The organism is Pseudalkalibacillus sp. NRS-1564, from assembly GCF_050467905.1.
Taxonomy (GTDB): Bacteria; Bacillota; Bacilli; order Bacillales; family Guptibacillaceae; genus Guptibacillus; species Guptibacillus hwajinpoensis_B.
In genome coordinates this window covers 1-18,473 of sequence record NZ_JBITPM010000037.1, presented here as the reverse complement: position 1 = coordinate 18,473, position 18,473 = coordinate 1, and the positions used below count along the sequence as shown (strand labels likewise).

General features: G+C 39.3%; 14 protein-coding genes, 1 pseudogene and 1 other annotated feature. Of the genes and pseudogenes, 10 read left to right on the top strand and 5 right to left on the bottom strand.

Features of this window, described 5'->3' with window-relative positions:
• Positions 1–87: 87 nt before the first annotated feature.
• The 7 genes from ACIFPW_RS16490 to ccpA all read left to right on the top strand — a co-directional run bounded on the left by ACIFPW_RS16490 (position 88) and on the right by ccpA (position 6,838).
• Positions 88–1,185 carry a nicotinate phosphoribosyltransferase gene (locus ACIFPW_RS16490; protein WP_430245897.1) on the top strand — a complete coding sequence of 366 codons (1,098 nt, stop codon included), beginning with the start codon at positions 88–90 and terminating at the stop codon, positions 1,183–1,185.
• A 193-nt stretch (positions 1,186–1,378) separates the two neighbouring features.
• Positions 1,379–2,683: a UDP-N-acetylmuramate--L-alanine ligase gene (gene murC, locus ACIFPW_RS16485; RefSeq protein ID WP_430245895.1), complete on the top strand. Its 1,305-nt coding sequence runs from the start codon at positions 1,379–1,381 to the stop codon at positions 2,681–2,683.
• 226 nt (positions 2,684–2,909) lie between these two features.
• Positions 2,910–3,350 carry a DUF948 domain-containing protein gene (locus ACIFPW_RS16480; protein ID WP_430245893.1) on the top strand — a complete coding sequence of 147 codons (441 nt, stop codon included), beginning with the start codon at positions 2,910–2,912 and terminating at the stop codon, positions 3,348–3,350.
• Between the two features lie 14 nt (positions 3,351–3,364).
• Positions 3,365–3,781 (top strand): YtxH domain-containing protein, encoded by a 417-nt coding sequence (locus ACIFPW_RS16475; RefSeq protein WP_194219247.1) that lies wholly within the window; start codon positions 3,365–3,367, stop codon positions 3,779–3,781.
• Between the two features lie 105 nt (positions 3,782–3,886).
• Complete coding sequence (gene ytxJ, locus ACIFPW_RS16470) at positions 3,887–4,222, top strand: bacillithiol system redox-active protein YtxJ (RefSeq protein WP_194219248.1); 336 nt, start codon at positions 3,887–3,889, stop codon at positions 4,220–4,222.
• A 142-nt stretch (positions 4,223–4,364) separates the two neighbouring features.
• The gene (locus tag ACIFPW_RS16465) at positions 4,365–5,465 is read left to right on the top strand and encodes a bifunctional 3-deoxy-7-phosphoheptulonate synthase/chorismate mutase (RefSeq protein WP_283153869.1); all 1,101 of its coding nucleotides are present in this window, start codon (positions 4,365–4,367) and stop codon (positions 5,463–5,465) included.
• A gap of 362 nt (positions 5,466–5,827) precedes the next feature.
• Positions 5,828–6,838: a catabolite control protein A gene (gene ccpA, locus ACIFPW_RS16460; protein WP_226614743.1), complete on the top strand. Its 1,011-nt coding sequence runs from the start codon at positions 5,828–5,830 to the stop codon at positions 6,836–6,838.
• Positions 6,839–6,865: 27 nt separating this feature from the next.
• Here ccpA and ACIFPW_RS16455 read toward each other — a convergent pair.
• From ACIFPW_RS16455 to ACIFPW_RS16445, 3 genes and pseudogenes are all read right to left on the bottom strand, one after another.
• Positions 6,866–8,015, bottom strand: a pseudogene (locus tag ACIFPW_RS16455) (acetoin utilization protein AcuC).
• Positions 8,012–8,659, bottom strand: a complete 648-nt coding sequence (locus ACIFPW_RS16450) for an acetoin utilization AcuB family protein (RefSeq protein WP_430245890.1) — start codon at positions 8,657–8,659, stop codon at positions 8,012–8,014. The pseudogene ACIFPW_RS16455 and the gene ACIFPW_RS16450 overlap by 4 nt, the downstream one beginning before the upstream one ends.
• A 22-nt stretch (positions 8,660–8,681) precedes the next feature.
• Complete coding sequence (locus tag ACIFPW_RS16445) at positions 8,682–9,314, bottom strand: GNAT family N-acetyltransferase (RefSeq protein WP_194219253.1); 633 nt, start codon at positions 9,312–9,314, stop codon at positions 8,682–8,684.
• Between the two features lie 165 nt (positions 9,315–9,479).
• Between ACIFPW_RS16445 and acsA the strand changes: the two genes are divergently transcribed.
• Entirely contained in the window at positions 9,480–11,195 is a 1,716-nt protein-coding gene (acsA, locus tag ACIFPW_RS16440; RefSeq protein WP_430245888.1) for an acetate--CoA ligase, read from the top strand.
• A gap of 43 nt (positions 11,196–11,238) precedes the next feature.
• Here the strand turns inward: acsA and ACIFPW_RS16435 are convergent, their stop codons facing one another.
• A complete protein-coding gene (locus ACIFPW_RS16435) occupies positions 11,239–14,373 on the bottom strand; it encodes a transglycosylase domain-containing protein (RefSeq protein ID WP_430245886.1) in 3,135 nt (1,044 codons plus the stop codon).
• A 140-nt stretch (positions 14,374–14,513) separates the two neighbouring features.
• Positions 14,514–14,736 (top strand) — a binding site (T-box leader).
• Between the two features lie 88 nt (positions 14,737–14,824).
• On the opposite strand from ACIFPW_RS16435, the gene tyrS reads away from it, so the two are divergent.
• Positions 14,825–16,090 (top strand): tyrosine--tRNA ligase, encoded by a 1,266-nt coding sequence (gene tyrS / locus ACIFPW_RS16430; protein ID WP_430245884.1) that lies wholly within the window; start codon positions 14,825–14,827, stop codon positions 16,088–16,090.
• Positions 16,091–16,310: 220 nt separating this feature from the next.
• On the opposite strand, the gene rpsD is transcribed toward tyrS, so the two are convergent.
• Complete coding sequence (rpsD, locus tag ACIFPW_RS16425) at positions 16,311–16,913, bottom strand: 30S ribosomal protein S4 (protein WP_136948553.1); 603 nt, start codon at positions 16,911–16,913, stop codon at positions 16,311–16,313.
• 362 nt (positions 16,914–17,275) lie between these two features.
• Between rpsD and megL the strand changes: the two genes are divergently transcribed.
• Positions 17,276–18,454, top strand: coding sequence for a methionine gamma-lyase (megL, locus tag ACIFPW_RS16420; protein WP_430245882.1), 1,179 nt, complete (start codon positions 17,276–17,278; stop codon positions 18,452–18,454).
• Positions 18,455–18,473 lie beyond the last annotated feature (19 nt).

The window sequence follows — 18,473 nt, the reverse complement described above, 5'->3', positions numbered from 1 at the left end:
CTAATGTTAAATTATAGTCAGATAAGTGAATGGTTGAACATAGAGAGCTCACATTCGAATGACGAAACTACTTGAAGGAGCCCCATTATGAAGGAAATTGAACTTAAAATGCAAGGCAAAATAAAAAGGCTTACGAACCGAACCTTTAAATTTGATGAGCGTGTAGGCGAAGGCTGGTTTTCAGCTGTTTACTTCCTAAAGACATGCGAAATTGTGGAAGAGTTCAAGCCGGACAATATTGTGACAATGCAGTTCTTTCAAAAACATGATGCCGTTCTTTGTGGTTCAGATGAAGCAATTGCACTCATAAAAACCTTTGCGAAGGACCCTGAATCGCTTGAAATAGAGTCGCTAAAGGATGGGGATAAAATCTCTCCATTTGAAACGGTTTTGAAAATTAAAGGGCCATATCAAAACTTCGGTTTTCTCGAAGGAATTATTGATGGTATTCTGGGCAGAAGAACATCCGTCGCGACGAATGTTTATCATGTAGTGAAAGCAGCACGATCATCAGGTATCCAAAAACCGGTTATTTTCATGGGCGATCGTGATGATCATTATACTCAACAAGCGGGTGACGGGTATGCTTCTCATATTGGGGGGTCTACTGCACAGGCAACCCATGCGATGAATGAATGGTGGGGAAAAAGAGGAATGGGAACTATGCCTCATGCCTTAATTCAACTTTTTAAAGGTGATGTTGTTGAAGCATCAAAAGCTTATTATGCGAAATACCCTGAAGATGAATTGATTTCTCTTGTTGATTACAATAATGATGTTATTACGGATTCATTACGTGTAGCAAGGGAATTTGGCAAGACGTTGAAGGGTGTTCGAGTTGATACCTCTCGTACGATGGTTGATCAGTATTTTTGGCGTAATCCTGATGTTCTAGGGACGTTCGATCCAAGAGGGGTTAATGCAGAACTGATTTTTGCACTTAGAGATGCCCTTGATAAAGAAGGCTTCGAGCATGTGAAAATTGTAGTAAGCGGCGGTTTTACGGAAGAAAGAATTCGAACGTTTGAATCTCAAAACGTTCCTGTTGATATTTATGGTGTTGGAAGTAGTTTGCTTAAAGTAGACATTGGATTTACAGGAGATAATGTCATTCTTGATGATAAAGCAGAAGCTAAAGCAGGCAGAAAATATCGACACAACCCGCGTTTAGAGCGTGTTGAATAAGCAAAAAAGACAGGAACAAAATCCTGTCTTTTTTGCGCCCGTAGTGCCAAATTACTTTGATGAATTATATTGGAGACCTGTCTCTTTTTCTGCTATAATGTAGTATTGAAAAGAAAAGCAGCGCATACTTGTAATGACATCATATACTAAAAAAGGTTACGCGGAGAAGAAATGAAAGTGTGGAGGTTCTGAAATGACTATATATCACTTTGTTGGCATTAAGGGATCCGGGATGAGCGCTCTAGCACAAATCCTTAGCGATATAGGATACAGTGTACAGGGTTCAGACGTAGAGAAACGTTTCTTTACACAGGAGGCTCTTGAACAAAAAGGTATTACTATTCTTCCATTTGGAGAAGAAAATATTAAAGAAGATATGATTATTATCGCCGGCAATGCATTTGATGATCAGCATGAAGAGTTAGTGCAAGCAAGAGAAATGAACCTTCCTGTTTATCGCTACCATAAATTCCTTGGAGATTTTATTCAAAAATTCACTAGTATTGCTGTAACAGGCTCTCATGGTAAAACATCAACAACTGGTTTGTTGTCTCATGTTGTTGGGGCAGCAGAACCGACATCGTATCTTATCGGAGATGGTACTGGTAAAGGCGTAAAGGACAGTCAGTATTTTGTGTTTGAAGCATGTGAATACCGTCGTCACTTTTTATCTTACCAGCCTGATTATGCGATTATGACAAACATCGATTTTGATCACCCAGATTATTTTTCAGATGTTGATGATGTCTTTTCGGCATTTCAGGAAATGGCAATGCTTGTGAAGAAGGGTATTATTGCTTATGGTGATGATTCTTACCTTCAGCAAATCCAAACAAAAGTACCAGTCGTATTCTACGGCTTTGATGATCAAAACGATTTTCAGGCAACCAATATTAAAATTGATGAACATGGGACAACATTTGATGTTCATGTTCGTGATGATTACTATCGTACATTCCAGATTCCGATGTACGGGAAACACAATGTGCTGAATGCTTTATCTGTCGTTGCTCTTTGTCACTATGAAAATCTTTCAGGAGATGCAGTAGCTGCTCAACTTGCAAACTTCAAAGGAGTTAAGCGTAGATTTACAGAAAAAGTCGTTGATAACCAGGTACTAATTGACGATTATGCGCATCATCCAACTGAAATTAAAGCAACTATAGAATCAGCACATCAGAAGTATCCAAATCGTGAAGTTGTGGCCATTTTCCAACCTCACACATTTACAAGAACAAAGACGTTCCTAAATGAATTTGCAGATGTGTTAAAAGAAGCAGATGTTGTTTACTTATGCGACATCTTTGGTTCGGCACGGGAAGATGCAGGTCAGTTATCGATTGATCAACTGATTGAAAAAATCCCTAATGCTCACATGATCTCTGAAGATTCCATTCAGCAGCTTAATGACCATGATAAAGGAGTACTTCTTTTCATGGGAGCCGGTGATATTCAGAAATATCAAGAAGCATATGAGACCGAAAAAGCGTCTATTTAAGCGAGAAGGCTCCTTGAGCCTTCTTTTTTTTACTATTCTCCTGATAGAGAAGAATGAGAATATGTTATAAAAAAAAATTAAAAAAGGAATAATGAAACTTGTAACGAATTAATTATGGTGTAGGGTAGTAAAGTAGACTCATTTTTCGTTCGTATGTGAAATGACAAACTTGTGTTTACGAAAGAGGAATGAAGGGAAGAGATTCAGAAAAGGGAGGTGCCAGCACATGGAGATTATTTTGTATTTAAGTGTAGCTATTATTGCGATTGCATTTGCAGTTCTTGTTTATTTCGTAGCCCAAACTCTCAAATCCTTGAAGGATACGCTGAGTAATACGGCGAAAACACTTGATAGCCTTGAAAAACAAATGAATGGTTTAACAACTGAAACTACTGCACTGTTACATAAGACTAATTTGCTTGCAGAAGACATTCAGGGGAAATCTGAAGCTCTGGATACTGTTTTTGTACAAGTAAAAGAAGTCGGAACATCACTTGGAAAGATGAATCATTCATTAAGAAATATTTCTGGAAAAGTAACAGATGAGGCAGAGCGTCAATCTGAACAAGTTACAAAAGTCGTTCAGTGGGGAAATGCTGTCATGCAAATATGGCAAAAATGGCAAGTTAAGAAGAAAGCCACAGATCAGTACGTTGATTCAAAATAATAGGAGGTATTTATATGTCGGATAACAACATTAACACAAAAGATTTTATCATTGGTTCACTTATTGGTGGTATCGTTGGAGCAGCGGCTGCACTACTTTCAGCACCTAAATCAGGTAAAGAACTTAGAAGTGATCTAAATCAACAAGCTGGAGCAGTGAAGGAAAAGACTTCTCAATTCCGTGATTCTGCAGTAGAACGTAGCACAGATTTTGCTAACCGTGCTAAAGAAAAATCTTCAACAATTTACAAGCAAGTATCGGATCAATCGAATAACATTGTTTCAAAGATTAAAGATCGTAATCTTGAAACAGAAGAAAATAGTGATCTGCATACTCAGGCAGATGCTGACGTTGAGAGCTTCCAACAGGATCTTAGCGATCATTTCTCTGAAGAAGAACCAGCTTCAATGGAGAATCCTACTAAGTCCTAATTTGTTATATAGAAATGAAAAAGAAGAAGCATAATGCTTCTTCTTTTTCATTTCCTGTAAACTTCTTTATAATGAATTTATAGCAATTTGAAGGGGGATAAACTTATGGCCATTACAAAAATAACTACATCAGAAGATTTCAAACGCATCAAGGAAGCTAATAATCAATTTCTATTATTTAAAAATAGTACAACTTGCCCAATAAGTGCTCAAGCTTTTGAAGAATTTCAGAAGTTTTCCGAGGGTGTGTCAGAAGACGTGTATTATTTGAACGTGCAGGAATCACGTCCTTTATCAACTGAAATTGCTGACTCATATGGAGTAAAGCATCAGTCGCCACAAGCGCTAGTGTTTAATGAAAATGAGGTTGTATGGAATGATTCACATTGGAGAATCACTAATACCTCGTTATCGGATGCTGCGAAAAAATATTTAAAGTAAACGGCTTTATAAAGCCGTTTTTCTTTCACTGACATGGTTTAATGCTTAAAAGCGTTTAAGAATTAAAAGAAAAGTAGTGACATTTTATTTTTCATCGTATATAATAACCCTAATCACTTAAACAGATAGGAGTGGAGATATTATGGCTAATATCCAAATTGATGAGTTGAGAGAGAAATTAGACGAGATTAACCTGCAGCTGCTTGATTTAATTAATGAGCGTGCTGAAGTGGCGAAAGAGATAGGTAGAGTAAAGAAAGCACAGGGGATTAATCGTTTTGACCCTGTTCGGGAACGTAAGATGCTTGATTTGCTTACAGAGAAAAATGGTGGGCCTTTTGATAATTCCACTCTTCAACATATATTCAAGGAAATTTTTAAGGCAAGCCTTGAGTTACAGGAAGACGATCATCGTAAGGCGCTTTTAGTTTCAAGAAAACGCCAACCCGATAATACGGTTATTGATATTAAAGGCGAAAAAGTTGGAGATGGCGGGCAAGTTCTTATTTCAGGACCTTGTGCTGTTGAAAGCTATGAGCAAGTTGCTGAAGTAGCGAGGGCTGTTAAGAAGCAAGGATTTAAAATGCTTCGTGGTGGAGCTTTCAAACCACGTACATCGCCATACGACTTCCAGGGTCTTGGAGAAGAAGGATTAAAGATTCTTAAACAAGTTGCTGATGAGTACGATCTAGCTGTAGTCAGTGAAATTGTAAACCCTGCAGATATTGAAACAGCAGTTAAGTACGTTGATGTAATTCAAATCGGAGCACGTAACATGCAGAACTTTGAGTTACTTAAAGCGGCAGGATCCGTTGATAAGCCGGTTCTTCTAAAAAGAGGTTTATCTGCGACAATTCAAGAATTCATTAATGCGGCAGAATACATCGTATCGAACGGTAATACACAAGTAATGCTTTGTGAACGAGGAATTAGAACTTACGAAAAAGCAACGAGAAACACGTTGGATATTACAGCAGTTCCAATTCTTAAACAGGAAACTCATTTGCCAGTTCTAGTTGACGTAACGCATTCAACTGGACGCAAAGATCTTCTATTCCCTGCAGCAAAAGCAGGTCTAGCTATTGGAGCAGACGGTATCATGGTGGAAGTTCATCCAGACCCAGCTGTAGCTCTTTCCGATGCGGCTCAGCAGTTAGATATTCCACAATACGAACAATTTGTTAAAGATCTAAAAGCAAGTGGTTTATTCAATCCAGCGAAAGCTGCGCCTTCTACTTTATAAGTAGAAGGTTTTTTTCTGTGTATGATGTATGAATCCTCAACCTGATGTTCCTAAGTGGCTTGGGTTCTATTGGAATAAAAGAACGTAAGAGTGTTATCATATATAAAGATGGAAGCAAATACGACAGATTTATGATTTAGTCTTTGAAAATTTACGCTTATATAAAGCAAAAAGCGACTAAATATGCTATCTTTAATACAGTATCTAATTGTGAAATAACCTACATAATCATAATAGCAGGTGTTTCACAGCTAATAGTGGTTTATTAGTGTGAGTCGATATAGGTTTTGGTTTGCAGTCAAACGGATAGTATCGTATCATTAAATAAATTAAAGTCCGTAAGAGCATGAAGGAGGATCATCGTGAATACAACGATTTATGACGTAGCGAAAGAAGCAGGAGTATCAATGGCAACTGTATCAAGGGTTGTGAATGGCAACCCTAATGTTAAGCCTGCAACAAGAAAAAAGGTATTAGAGGCGATTGAAAGACTTGGATACCGTCCCAATGCTGTAGCAAGAGGTCTTGCTAGTAAAAAAACGACGACTGTCGGAGTTATCATCCCTGATATTTCGAGTATTTTCTTTGCTGAGCTTGCTCGCGGTATTGAGGATATTGCTACAATGTACAAATATAATATTATCTTGAGTAACTCAGATCAAAATAAAGAAAAAGAAATTCATCTTCTAAATACGATGCTTGGAAAACAGGTAGATGGAATTGTGTTTATGGGCGGTAAAATTACAGAAGAACATGTTGAAGAATTTAAGCGCTCACCTGTTCCGATTGTTCTAGCAGCAACCCTAGAAAAGGGCCAGGAGATTCCGTCAGTTAACATTGATTATCAAAAAGCTGCATATGAGCTTGTGACTAGCTTTATTGAAAAAGATCATAAAAAAATTGGACTTGTTAGTGGTCCATTAGAAGATCCAATTAACGGTGAAGAAAAGTTTCTTGGTTACCGAACAGCTTTAGAGGATGCAGGTATGAAAGTTGATGAAGATTGCGTTGCAATTGGCGACTATACGTATGACTCAGGTATTGAAGCAATGGAAGGGTTTCTTGAACTAGATGAGAAGCCAACAGCTATCTTTGCAGGTACGGATGAAATGGCACTAGGCGTTATTCACGCTGCACAGGACAACGGTTATAACGTTCCGGAAGATTTCGAGGTCGTTGGATTTGATAACACAAGACTAGCAACGATGGTTCGACCAACGCTTTCAACCGTTGTTCAACCTATGTACGATATTGGTGCTGTCGCCATGCGTCTTCTTACAAAATTAATGAATAAAGAAACAGTAGAAGAACAAACGGTTGTTTTACCACACCGTTTGCAACATCGTAATTCAACTACTCATAATCAAGATTAAAAAAACGAGCCTAGGCTCGTTTTTTTATTAATTTACTATTTGATAAAGCGCTCGTTCGCAAGTTAGTTTGTTTTTTTCTGTGATTTCCTGTTTCCTTGGAATGGGCTCATACAAATCAGCTTTATCATGCCAATTCTCTGGAAGAGAAAGTGGTGAGAGTGGGGCCCACCTTTCAATCCATTGTTTTGGTAGGGCACCGGCTACTGATAGCCCTTTCATTTCTAACCAAATTCTTGACCAAGCGCGTGGTACAACACGCCAGATATCGTAACCACCCCCGCCAACGGCAATCCATTTTCCATCACAATACTCATGAGCTAATTGGTGTGCTAGTTTCGGAATGAACTCATAGCTTTTCATGGAAACAGAGAGATGTGTTAACGGATCATAATAATGAGCATCTGCACCATTTTGAGTTAGGATTACATCAGGCTTGAAAAAATCGATTACTTTTCGAAACGAATCCTCGTACACTTCCTGAAATGACTCGTCCTCTGTAAAAGCGTCAATCGGAATATTAAATGAAAACCCATATCCTTTTCCTTGACCTTTCTCATTAATATTTCCTGTTCCAGGAAATAAATAGCGTCCCGTTTCATGGATAGATAGTGTGCAAACATCAGGGTCGTCGTAAAAAGCCCACTGCACACCGTCTCCGTGATGGGCGTCAGTATCAACATAAAGGACCTTTGCACCGTATTTTTGTTTCATGTATTCAATGGCGATTGAACTGTCATTATAGATGCAAAAGCCTGATGCTTTACCTCGGAAACCGTGATGGAGTCCTCCGCCTATGTTAAGGGCATGATCAGACTTTCCTGTCATAACTGCATCAACTGCAGTCAGCGTTCCCCCAACAATAAGAGCACTAGCTTCATGCATGTTCGGAAAGATTGGCGTATCTTCTGTTCCAAGACCGTAGTTAGCTGCAACAGAGGATGCAAGGTTTCCTTTACTAGCTTTTTTTTACAGCTTCTATGTAGGCTGGGTCATGAATAAGAGCAATCTCACTATCGGTTGCAATCCGAGGAGGGACCACTTCTTGATCATTTAAAGCATTTATTTCGGTAAGCAAGTCCTGTGTGAGCTTAACACGTATATGATTGAAAGGATGATCGTCACTGAATTTATAATTTAAATAGTCTGAGGAATATACAAAAAGGGAGTCGCACTTCATTTTTGAACACCCGGCATATTTGGCCAGAGAACCTCATAACCTTCATTTTTAATATCGTTTACAACGGAAGTGGGATTCATCGTTTGTATTCGAAAAACGATATTTTTGAATTTTTCATTGTGACTACACGGGTAGACTAGAACGCTAATAATGTTAACATTGCGCTTTTTAATGATTTGGGTAATATCGGCCAATTGTCCTGACACATTTTCCACCTGTACTTCAATATGTGAACTCGGCTGGTGTGCCCCTGTCAAAAGGATTAACGTATGTAACATATCCGTTTCAGTAACCATTCCGATTACTTTTCGGTTTTCAACAATCGGAATCGAACTAATGCGCTGCTCATAAAAGATCGTAGAAATTTCTTCTACAAAATCCAATGGGTGAGCTGTAATGACGTCTTTCTTCATAATAGAGGAAAGAGGAGACTGTAACACTTCCTTGTTTGGATTTGAGTCAAGAATTGATGGACTAGCATCTTTAATATCTCGATCTGATATAATGCCAGTGAGCTCCCCTTCGCTATTTACGATAGGAAGATGGCGAATGTTTTTTTCTCTCATCATTTTAATGGCATCCGCAATGGTTTGGTTCTCTTCAAGTGAAAAAACATTTTGATTCATAATTTCTTCAATGACCAACTTGGCTCACTCCTTTGCAATCTTAATACATGAAGCGATTATGGAATCGCAGGCGATCAAACGCTTGAACAGAGTCCTGGTTAATTCTTGTCCCAATTCTAGCCATTAAGCAATTTGCAGGATGAGAGCTTATTTCAGGATCATCCGTTGCATACCACTCAAGACCTCCTGCATTCATCATTTTCTCCATCACTTTACGATAATCCCAAACTGATAAACCTGTTCCTTTAAGGTCCCAATGCCAATAATACTCGGTAGTTATCACAATGTAATCATTCATTGCATCGTCCATAAATGACGTTTTGAGAAGGCTTTTGCCGACTTTAGCATTACGGTACTTTGGAATAACTTCAATCGCTCCTAATTCAATTAAATCTTCCATATTGCCTTCTGACCAACGCTCAAGTGGGTCTGGATATAGAAATGTGACATAGCCTACAATGGTTTCTCTTTCCCTAGCCACAATGATACGGCCTTCAGGCAGACCTGCTATTTCAACCAGTGCTTTATGCTGTTGTTCCGGTGGGCGAAATGCGACAAGGTCCTTATGTAAATGATAGGATGCCAGGCGATCTGGAGTAATTGGTCCTTCAATAATAAGTTTTCCATGCGGGGTGTTCTTCTCGATTGCATTATACGTTTTACGATGTTCCATCTAGTCACCACCTTTTAATAATGGTCTCAGTTCTTATTATACATGAAACGCGATAAATGTAAGGGGTTTCAATGTTATTTTTTGAAGTTTTGTCATTTGTTAAAAAATTAGGAATTTATGTTATACTATCAGTGAAAGACATGAAGGAGAAGGAGGAGATTACTTATGGAATTGAAACCGCTTTCTGCTACATTGGGTAATCATAATTTACAGGATTATGAAGCTACATACGAGAATTTTGATTGGAAAGACGTGGAGAAAACATTTACCTGGAGTGAGACAGGTAATGTCAATATGGCCTACGAAGCAATCGATAGGCACGCTGAGTCCGATCGTAAAAACAAAGTAGCTCTTTATTTTTCTGACCCAACACGAGATGAGAAGTATACGTACAGTGAGATGAAATCAATGAGTAACAAAGCAGGTAACGTTCTAAAAAAAGTGAATGTCGAAAAAGGAGATAGGGTCTTTATTTTCATGCCAAGATCTCCTGAGCTATACTTCATTCTACTCGGAACGCTTAAGTTAGGTGCGATTGCTGGCCCACTTTTTGAAGCCTTTATGGAAGGTGCAGTAAGGGATCGTCTTGAGGATAGTGAAGCAAAGGTACTTGTTACAACCCCTGAGCTACTTGAGCGCGTTCCGGTTGATGAGCTTCCTAATCTCGAAAGTGTTGTGCTAGTAGGAAATAACGTTAAAGAAGAAGGTCCTTATATAGACTTTTATAAGCATTTTGAATCAGCAGAAAAGAAGCTTAAAATAGAATGGGTTGACCGTGAAGATGGTATGATTCTCCACTACACATCAGGTTCAACTGGTAAGCCGAAAGGCGTACTTCATGTTCATAATGCGATGATACAACACTATCAAACGGCGAAATGGGTACTTGACTTAAAAGAAGATGATGTCTACTGGTGTACAGCTGATCCAGGTTGGGTAACGGGGACGTCATATGGCATATTTGCTCCATGGCTTGCTGGAACGTCGAACGTCATTCGTGGTGGTCGTTTTAGTCCAGAAGATTGGTACGGTACGATCGAAAAATATGAAGTAACTGTATGGTATAGTGCTCCTACTGCATTTCGTATGCTTATGGGTGCGGGAGATGAGATCGTTAAGAAATTCGAACTTTCATCTTTACGTCATGTACTAAGCGTAGGAGAGCCATTAAATCCTGAGGTTATTAAATGGGGTAACAAAGTTCTTGAACGGAGAATTCATGATAACTGGTGGATGACAGAAACGGGAGCACAGCTAATCAGTAATTATCCATCAATGGAAATAAAGCCAGGATCAATGGGCAAACCAATTCCAGGCGTGCACGCAGCAATCGTAGATGATCAAGGAAATGAACTTCCTGCTAATCGAATGGGGAACCTTGCGATTAAAAAAGGCTGGCCATCAATGATGCGAGCGATTTGGAATCGTCCTGAAAAATATGAAAGCTATTTCTTAAAAGGAGACTGGTACGTATCTGGTGATTCAGCTTATAAAGATGAGGACGGATACTTCTGGTTCCAGGGGCGAGTCGATGATGTTATTATGACTTCGGGTGAAAGAGTTGGTCCATTTGAAGTTGAAAGTAAACTAGTCGAACATAGTGCTGTTGCTGAAGCTGGAGTGATTGGGAAACCGGATCCTGTGCGAGGTGAAATTATTAAAGCCTTTATTTCACTTAGAGATGGTCATGAACCGTCTGATGAGTTGATGGAAGAGATAAGAAATTTCGTTAAAAAAGGACTTGCAGCTCATGCAGCACCTCGAGAAATCGAATTTAGAGATAAGCTTCCGAAAACGAGAAGTGGTAAGATCATGCGTCGCGTATTAAAGGCGTGGGAGCTGGATTTACCAACTGGCGATTTGTCTACAATGGAAGATTAAGTAATAGAAAACAGCCTGCAGCATTATGCTGCAGGCTGTTTTTTTACTGGTCGTTATTGCTTGTGTTGCCGCCGGTGCTATTTGAATTATTTCCGCTGTCAGCACCATTTGTAGGACTACTATTTCCATTGTTATTTCCATTACCGGAGTTGTTATCATTTGCATTTTCACCGGTGTTGGTATTCCCTTCATTTGAAGATGAATCTTCTGAGTTGCTAGATTCATCACTCTCATTATCGGAGGGAGCATTATTTTCGTTCTCTTCATTATCAGAAGCTTCATCATTTTCTTCATCTGTTGAAGGTTCTGCTTCTTGTTTTTTCTCAGGTTTTGGCTCTGGTTTATCAGACCAATCTCCATTTGTTACTTTAGCCGATGGTCCCGATTCATTCCCAGCTACATCAACTGCTGTTACGTAATAGGCATATGCACCAGAAGGGATGTTGAATGAGCTACCATCAGATGCTTTTACGCTTCCAAGCTTCGTAAATGAACTACTACCGTTCGAAGCGCGATAAATACGATAACCAACAATATCACTTTCACCTGAAGCACCCCAATTTAGTGAAGAGCCACTTATTGAAACGCCACCAACTGCGCCAGGTTTTTTCCCATTTTCTGAAGCAGTTTTTCCTTCTGACACGATATTTAAATCACTAAATCCAGAAGGGAGAAGCTGTGAAATATCAACTCCTGAGAAGTAATCCTCTTTAATCATGACTCCGCTGGATACAAACTCTTCTGGAGTGGAACTAAGTGCTTGATAGGTCTTACCATTCATGATGACATAACGACCTTGAGTGAGACTGTCATCCACTTCAGTTGGTACATACTTTGCGTTGAATAGATCAGTTTTGACAAGTCCGGCTTTCTGACAGAGATCAGAAGCGAGCTTTCCAGATATACCACAGAACGAACGTCGCACAATACCCGTTGGCATTTTGAATGATTCTTCTGGATCCATTATTTCTGGTTTTTTATCATAAGCGGCATTAGCAAATAGTGCCCATAAGTTTTTGTTTCTGTTGGCATATTGACTATCCATGCTAATTTGTTTGTCATATCCAGTCCATACACCTAGTGAAACATTAGGATTGACTGCTACAAACCATGAATCATAATAATTTTGTCCAGTTCCTGTTTTTCCTGCCCAGTCAGAAGCGAATTTTAATTTCCCTGGAATGTCTTGGGCAGTACCCTGGTTAACTACATCACGCATCATATCGATTGATAGATAGGCAGTTTGAGGACTGAAAACATCCACTGGTTCTGGTTTTTGTTCGAAAATGGTGTTTCCATCGCGGTCAACTATTTTATCAATTAAATAAGCATCAACAAACTTTCCTCCATTAGCAAACGTGCCAAATGCGTTGGTATTCTCTTCGACACTTACTCCCCGTTGTAGCGCACCAATTGCCATTGAAGGATTGGTTCGATCATCAAGAGTCATTGTACTAAAGCCCATCTTCACCAAATAGTCGGTTGCGTCCACTGGGTTCATTTTATTATAAACTCGAACAGCTGGAACGTTATAAGACCTTTCCAACGCTTTACGTGCAGTTACAAGACCATGGTAGTTTGATGAATAGTTACCAGGATTATATCCATCTTGAATTGGTAAGTCTGGCACAATATACCCAGGCTGAACTTTTCCCATTTCCGTTGCCGGGGCATAGTCAAGCAATGGTTTCATTGTAGAACCGTTTGATCGATAGGCGTCTGTAGCATGGTTAAGTTCTTCTTGCGCGAAATCCCTTCCACCAACAAATGAAAGAATTTTTCCAGATTCATTTTCGATGAGGATACTACCTACTTGCATAGGAAATTCTTTATTTTCAAGCTCTCCAGTTTCAGGATTTTGCACGGAGAGGGTTTTAGCACTTTGGAAATAGCTTCCGTTTTCTAGCACTTTATCTCTTGCAGCATTCATAGATTCATAAATATCTTTGTCAATTGTAGTATAAATTTTATATCCATTTTTGCGAAGCTCTTTCTCTGCATTACTCATAAATTCAAGGAATACATCTGAATTTTCTTGAACTTCTTCCCATTTCAAATCCATTTTCTTGGCTATTTCCGTTGCAGATCTACCAGTAACGTTAGCATCATAAGTGATTTGATTGTAATAGTCTACACTCTTCGAAAGTTCCTTCCCGTCATATCCTTCTTCATTCGCGATCTGCTCGGCAAGAACTCGCTTCGCACGATCTTCAATCTCAAATGTAAGGTAAGGGTATTTTTCTACTGGCGAAGGCGAAGACTCAGCTAGATTTTTTTCAATATCGTATTCTAGCGCTTTGTTATACTCTTCTTCAGTGATTGTTTCTTCTTCATACATACGATATAGAACAAATTCCATCCGATCGATTCCAGCTGAAAGATCCTTCTTTACCTCACCCGAATTTGTAAAAGGGGTGTATGTATAAGGGTTTTTGGGAATACCTGCAATGAATGCAGCTTGAGGCAAATTTAAATCACTAGCATTGACACCAAATATGCCCTGTGAGGCTGCTTGTACGCCCGCAATATTATTACCGGAAGCATTTCGTCCATAAGGAACGATATTAAGGTATGCTTCTAGAATTTCTTCTTTATTAAAGAAATTTTCGAGTCGAAGAGCGAGTAGCATTTCTTTTGCTTTTCGTTCGAAAGAAACTTCTCTTGTTAGAATCTGGTTCTTAACTAACTGTTGTGTTAATGTACTACCACCGCTTCGATCATCTGAATTGGTGACTTCTTGAAGAACGGCACGTCCAATTGCTTTTGGAACAATACCATCGTGATCGAAGAAATATTCATCTTCTGTGGAAATAACTGCTTTTTGTAGAAGAGGAGAAACGTTTTTTAACTCAACCTCTTTTCGCTCAATATCAGAACGAAAGTTACCAAGAAGAACATCACCTGCAAAATATACCTCACTGGTTTCTTCATAGTTATAAACGTCTCTCTTCATCTCATCGTAAGAGCGAATCGGTTCATCTTTAACAAGTGATGCGAAATATCCTGCACCAACACCACCGGCGAAAATAGTGCCCATTAGACCTAGCACGATAAAAATAAGAAATAAATTCCAAGTCACTTTGTAGGCGATCCTGGACCCGGTTAAGATGTTATATTCTTGTAATCTATCAATGAACGCGTTCCACTTCTGCCTGATAGAAGAAAAAAGCTCTCGCATTCCTATACCCCCTCAAATTAATCCTGTTTATTATAGCATATGTCGTCGAGATTTGTATAAACTGGTAGGGATTTCTGTAGGCTTAGAATTGACATGATTTTACCTTTGTGATATTAATTTAATTAGTGTTTTTTAATGAACGACATGCCTTGATTGGACGAAGTAGCATTTTTCTCCCTTTTTCAGAGAGCTGATGTGCGGTGAGAATCAGCATAAAGGAAAATGTGAATTACCTCCATGAGCATCTAATGGGAAAGACAGTGTCTGTGTAGCATTAGACGGTTCAGACCGTTATTCTGACTGAGTGGGAGAAAGGTTACTTTCTTCAACAAGGGTGGTACCGCGATGAAACTCGTCCCTTTTCTGGGGCGGGTTTTTTTTGTTTTTTTGCCCATTTGGATTATTTTAGTGGTTTGCCAAAAGATATTATTAACGAAAGGGAGTCGATTACATGCACATATTAGAAGAATTAGAAACAAGAGGACTTTTAAATCAAGTTACAGATAGAGAGGGCCTTGAAAAGGAACTTTCAGAAAACCGCATTGCTCTTTATTCTGGCTTTGATCCTACAGCTGATAGCCTTCATATTGGGCATCTTTTGCCTATTCTAGCCCTACGTAGATTTCAGTTAGCTGGCCACACGCCGATTGCGCTTGTTGGTGGAGCTACTGGGCTGATTGGTGACCCTAGTGGCCGTTCAAATGAACGTACGTTGAATTCAGAAGACATTGTAAAAGATTGGACGAATAAGTTACAGGGACAGCTTGCTCGCTTTTTGGATTTTGGAACAGATGCGAACTCTGCAAAAGCTGTAAACAACTACGACTGGATTGGGGAGTTAAATGTTATTCCATTCCTGCGTGATGTTGGAAAGAACTTTGGTTTGAACTATATGCTTGCGAAAGATTCTGTTACTTCACGTCTTGAAGCGGGAATTTCTTTTACAGAATTTACGTATATGATTCTTCAATCATATGATTTTCTTCAGCTTTACCGGAAAGAAAACTGTCGTCTTCAAATTGGAGGAAGTGACCAATGGGGGAACATCACAGCAGGTCTTGAACTGATTCGTAAAGAAGAAGGCAGCGAAGAGTCTTCAAAAGCCTATGGAGCAACATTCCCACTTGTTACGAAGAGTGATGGTTCTAAGTTCGGTAAATCTGAAGGTGGAGCGATTTGGCTTGATGCCGATAAAACCTCTCCTTACGAATTCTATCAGTTCTGGATTAACACAGATGATCGTGATGTTGTGAAATTTCTTCATTACTTTACATTTTTAAGTATTGAAGAAATTAAAGAGATTGAATCAAAACATATCGAAGCACCGGAAAAGAGAGAAGCTCATCGTACTCTTGCTGAAGAAGTGACAAAGCTTGTTCACGGAGAAGAAAAGCTTCAGCAGGCAATCAACATCTCGGAAGCGCTGTTCAGTGGTGACATTAAACAGCTAACAGCTGATGAAATCCGTTTAGGTTTTAAGGATGTTCCTTCTTACCATGTAGAAGATAATGAAAAGGGACTTATTGACCTTCTTGTAGAAGCTGGTATTTCTTCATCTAAGCGCCAGGCAAGAGAAGATGTTAAAAATGGAGCGGTGTATATCAACGGTGAACGGTGTCAGGAAATGGATAAAGTTATTTCAGAAAGCGACCAAATCGAAAGTCAATACGTGATTATTCGTAGAGGGAAGAAGAAATATTTCCTTCTTACGTATTAATCATTTAGCTATTTTAACTAATACTGGTGATTCCCAATAACGGTTGGTTATCACAGAGAGTAAATGAGTAAAAAATCACCAGCGGTTATGAACAGCCAATCTTTAAGAGGAAGACCCTCCCATTGAAAAGAGGAGGATCTTCCTCATTTTTATATTTTTTGTACTAAGTAAATTTGGACATAAAAAACCCCGGAATAAGTTCCGGGGTTTTTGAAACAGCTTAACGAGAGTAATACTCAACGATAAGAGCTTCAGTGATTTCAGCAGGAAGTTCAGAACGCTCAGGAAGACGAGAGAACGTACCTTCAAGCTTATCTGCATCGAAAGTAAGGTATTCTGGAACGAAATTGTTTACTTCGATAGCTTCTTTGATGATGTCAAGGTTGTTAGACTTCTCACGAACGCTGATCACTTGACCAGTCGCTACACGATAAGAAGGAATGTCAACGCGTTTGCCATCAACTGTGATGTGGCCGTGGTTAACTAGCTGACGAGCCTGACGGCGAGTGCGAGCTAGACCTAGACGATAAACAAGGTTATCAAGACGAGCTTCAAGAAGAATCATGAAGTTTTCACCATGAACACCTTTCATTTTGCCAGCATCATCGAAAAGACGACGGAATTGACGCTCAGTCATGCCGTACATGTGACGAAGCTTTTGCTTCTCTTGAAGTTGAAGACCATATTCAGAAAGCTTTCTACGCTGGTTAGGTCCGTGTTGACCTGGAGCGTAAGGACGCTTTTCCAATTCTTTACCTGTTCCACTTAGAGAAATACCAAGACGACGAGAAATTTTCCAACTTGGTCCTGTATAACGAGCCATAATTAGCTCCTCCTTTATACCATTATTATTGGTATAAAATAAAAACAGTGTCGTGATTCCGGTTTGTGCACATTGTGTTTTCACACGCCTTCACCTCGACAGCCGGAGGTTACGCGGCGTACCTATTAAAAGGAACACAATGAAATCACAGCCCGTCACGCTGCTGCCCATTCTTATTTTACACAAATGCTATTGTAACTCTTTCAGTATTAGATGTCAACTTTAGTAGAAATGAGGTGGATAGAAAGTAAGTGTACATCATTGGTTAGGATATGAGAAAGATAAATACCTCTTCACCTTATAATAGAAAGCGCTTACAATGGAAGTGTATCTAGCTATTTTTATAACAGGGGGTTATAACTTTGACAGGGAAGCATCGCTTTGAGACAAAAACAATTCATGATGGATATGAATCTAAATCGCATCACAACAGCCTGGCATCTCCTATTTATCAAACATCAACTTTTACATTTGAAACGGCTGAGGCTGGTGAACGAAGGTTTGCAGGTGAGGAGCCTGGCTATATTTATTCAAGACTTGGAAACCCTACTGTTCGAATGTTGGAAGAGCGGATTGCCTCTCTTGAAAATGCTGAGGCAGGCTTAGCGTTTGGTTCGGGAATGGCTGCCGTGTCTGCTGTTCTTTTGAACCTAGTGAAGACAGGCGACCACATTCTTTGTTCAGAAGGGGTCTACGGATGTACTTTCGGATTACTTAAAATGTTAGAAGAGAAATTTTCGATTGAACATGACTTGCTTCCGCTAGACTCAGTTGAGCAATTACAAAAAGCAATTCGTCCAAATACTACAGTTATTTATATTGAAACTCCGATTAATCCAACATTGAAATTAATTGATCTTGAAATGGTTTCTGCAGTCGCAAAAGAAAAAGGAATTAAGGTTGTGGTGGATAATACATTTTCGACTCCTTATTTACAGCGCCCGCTAGAATATGGCTGTGACATTGTTTTGCATAGTGCAACGAAATATATCAGTGGCCATGGAGACGTGGTAGCCGGTTTAGTTGTGGGTGACCAAGAGACCATCTCTTCAATTGCTAAAAGTACGCAAAAGGATATAGGTGGAATTCTTTCACCATTCGATGCATGGCTATTGTTAAGAGGCTTAAAAACCCTCCCTATTCGAATGGATCGTCACTCTTCAAATGCTAGACAAATTATGCAGAAATTAGCTGAGCATCCTGCCATAACGAACGTGATGTATCCAGGTATGGAAGAATCTTCATCGTATGCTATTGCTCAAAAACAAATGAAGAGCCCAGGCGGTTTAATTAGTTTTGAAATTGCGGGGGAAAAGAAAGACTCCCAAGCCTTCATGAATAGACTTAATATGATTAAAATAGCTGTTAGTCTCGGGGATGCTGAAACCCTGATTCAACATCCCGCTACAATGACACATGCCGTTGTCCCGGAAGATGAGAGATTAAGAATGGGGATTAGTGAAACTCTTATTCGCCTTTCTGTTGGTCTTGAAGCATGGGAGGATATTTGGGAAGATATTCTTCAAGCGTTAGAGAACTAAAAAAGAGGCTGGGACATAA